4 protein-coding genes are annotated in these 2,484 nt (G+C 38.6%); 1 reads left to right on the top strand and 3 read right to left on the bottom strand.

The window, feature by feature from the left end:
* The 3 genes from CK503_RS15815 to CK503_RS15805 form a co-directional block, all read right to left on the bottom strand.
* On the bottom strand, positions 1–204 hold a 204-nt coding region (locus CK503_RS15815), incomplete at its 3' end, for a hypothetical protein (RefSeq protein ID WP_141239963.1).
* A gap of 181 nt (positions 205–385) precedes the next feature.
* Entirely contained in the window at positions 386–853 is a 468-nt protein-coding gene (locus CK503_RS15810; RefSeq protein WP_141239962.1) for a hypothetical protein, read from the bottom strand.
* 4 nt (positions 854–857) lie between these two features.
* Complete coding sequence (locus tag CK503_RS15805; RefSeq protein WP_095607803.1) at positions 858–1,235, bottom strand: hypothetical protein; 378 nt, start codon at positions 1,233–1,235, stop codon at positions 858–860.
* A gap of 539 nt (positions 1,236–1,774) precedes the next feature.
* Between CK503_RS15805 and CK503_RS15800 the strand changes: the two genes are divergently transcribed.
* Positions 1,775–2,224, top strand: coding sequence for a hypothetical protein (locus CK503_RS15800; RefSeq protein ID WP_095607802.1), 450 nt, complete (start codon positions 1,775–1,777; stop codon positions 2,222–2,224).
* Positions 2,225–2,484 lie beyond the last annotated feature (260 nt).

Here is a 2,484-nt window from a genome sequence, read left to right as displayed (position 1 = left end):
AAGTGACAAAAAGTCTGAGAAGCGAAAATCTGAAAAATCAAAATTTATAGGAGCCTCAATAATTTTATAACCTATAACTATAGCAGCAACTGATATTAAAATTATTTTGAACCAACTCTCTCTATTTAAGATATAATCTGGTTTGGAGTTTTTTGGTGGTTCAGAGTCTATTTCAATTTTATTTGAAATGTCTTCGTCACTCATTTTTATAGTATTATTAATTTAAAATTAGAATAAAACTGCTAACGACATGGCGCATAAGGGGCGTGCAAAATAGCTCTGAATTTACTTTAAAATGTACTATGGAAACTGATAAAATCGAAACCGGCAGCCAACGGCGAGGCACGTCCCACTTAATGCGCGGGTTAGGTATTTTCCACTATTATCAAACTAAGATGTTTAATACCCATCCAAATGGTTTATCCATTAAATTAGGCCAAAATACAAATATTATAAAACTTGCTACAGCTACAAATTTATAGAATAAAGCACCACGTGTAATTTGTTTACTCTCTTCAAAATCAAAAGCAGTAAGTTGTTCTTTATAGCTTAACCATCCAATTAGACCATAGCTCCATCCATAACCACAAATAAAATATAACCAATCCCATGTAGTGGGGGAAGTTGTATATTCAAAAGTTATTGCGACACAATAAGCTGACCAAAGTGACCAAAAATAAATTTGGAAAATTATTCCAATTCCAGACAATGAAAAAGAAAGTATTTTGGGTGGATTTCTAACATCGTTTACGAATTTAAAGGGTGATAAAATAGCCATTAGAATAAACGAAAAAGTATATAAACCAATCCAACCAGAAATAAGTAAAAGTAGATTAAAGTAAATAAAGTTCATGCTTTCAAACATCCTGTTTAGTAAAAACTTCCTTTAAACTTTTATCATCTTTATATGCAACAATACCACCAACGATAATTAATATGTCTATATAAATTCTTGCAAAAATTACGGTCCATGAAAATTCGGAAAAGTGAAGTACTAAAGTCCCTCCTTCAAATAGCACAAAGAGAGTTAGTATAATTATTGCTGAAATTTTATGCTTTGGCGCAATTTTACTAGGCAAATAAGAAGTAATTATTACTGTCCAGCCAAAGAAAATTAGAATTGATGCCACAAAATACCAATGTAGGTTTTCCGCCAATAGCACGGTTATTGTTTGGCCTATAGCTATAAGAATTGCTGCAAGAGGAAGAAAAAGTAGCCAACGTAAAAAATTCATTTACTTAGTGTGGAGTTGAAAATACCTAACGACCCAGCGCTTAAGCTGCAGGCGCCGGAGTGTTGACATTGTCTGTAATAGAAAGGGTAGCCAAAAAACCGAAAACGAGCAAGGGAGGGCGAGGCCTGTCCGCTTGAAGCGCCTTGTTATACTGGGGCGAAAGATGCGAAACAGCAACGCTTCGGATAGAAGCAGGAAAAACCAGAAGCCGGTGACCAGCGAAATTGCCGCGGAGGCCGGTGGCAAACCGGGAACCAGGTTTTTTGGAAAGGGCAGGAGCACCGGGAAAATTGTGAGAAAAGCAGGAATACCGACCTTACCACGAAGGCAAGAATACGGAAGGTGAATGTGGCACTGGTGCAGATGACCAGCTTTGGAAAATCACCCCACAAACCGGGGCTAAAAATGGGAGCACCTGCCAGCCCATAAAGAAGCAAAAAACGGCTGTAAAAAAATGGACAAGCCGCAATGGCCGACGCGCAGTATAACGACGTAGCGCATAAACGGCTGACCTACAATTTTAACAAAACGACAAGATTATGAGTGAGAATACAAGCACAAGCGAACGGAAAACGATTGATGAAGAGATTGAAGAGTTACATCAACGTAAGCATCAAGAACTAAAAGATTTGCAATCTGATACTGGAGAAATGGTACATATTGATGCTATTTGGGACTTGGTTGATGATTTACTCTATGAAGTAAAAGACATAGTGAGCGACCCCGAAGAAGCAGGGCGAGAGAAGTCCGATTTAATGCGCATGGTTAGCAACCACAGCGCCGATACAGATGAGTACGAGATAGCAGCAACGATGATAGTACGACCGCTATTAACTATTAAAGCCGAAAGTGCGGAACAGGCAGTAGAAAAGTTGATGGCAAGTGAATTTGATACAAAGGAAATGGCTGAAACTGCTAAACCAGTATCTGGCATTGAAGCTGTTGAGATTTATAAAGATGGCAAGCGCCTACCAGACCCACAATATTAAGCGCTGTGGTGCTAACGACATTGCGCATAACCGGCGTGCAAAGTAGCGTTGATTAGTTAAATAATGAACGGAGAGCTAAAATACCAAAACTTGGCAAGTGATAGCGAGGCACGTCCGAGTTAATGCGCGGGTTAGCAGTTTATTCCTCAGCTAATCTTCTCAAAACTCTAATACCTCGATCGGTTAGAGTCCAGTCTGGATTTATTAGGACATGTTTCTGTAAATCTTCAACGAGTTTCTTCGGCAATTGAATAGATCTA

The sequence above is a fragment of the Fodinibius salipaludis genome, assembly GCF_002287075.1.
Taxonomy (GTDB): domain Bacteria; phylum Bacteroidota; class Rhodothermia; order Balneolales; family Balneolaceae; genus Fodinibius; species Fodinibius salipaludis.
This window is presented reverse-complemented; position numbering and strand designations above follow the sequence as displayed.

What these genes read in the sequence shown, in the direction of transcription:
- CK503_RS15805 (WP_095607803.1), bottom strand. Translation starts at nt 1,235, where the DNA reads ATGAATTTTTTACGTTGGCTACTTTTTCTTCCTCTTGCAGCAATTCTT.
- CK503_RS15810 (WP_141239962.1), bottom strand. Translation starts at nt 853, where the DNA reads ATGAACTTTATTTACTTTAATCTACTTTTACTTATTTCTGGTTGGATT.
- CK503_RS15800 (WP_095607802.1), top strand. Translation starts at nt 1,775, where the DNA reads ATGAGTGAGAATACAAGCACAAGCGAACGGAAAACGATTGATGAAGAG.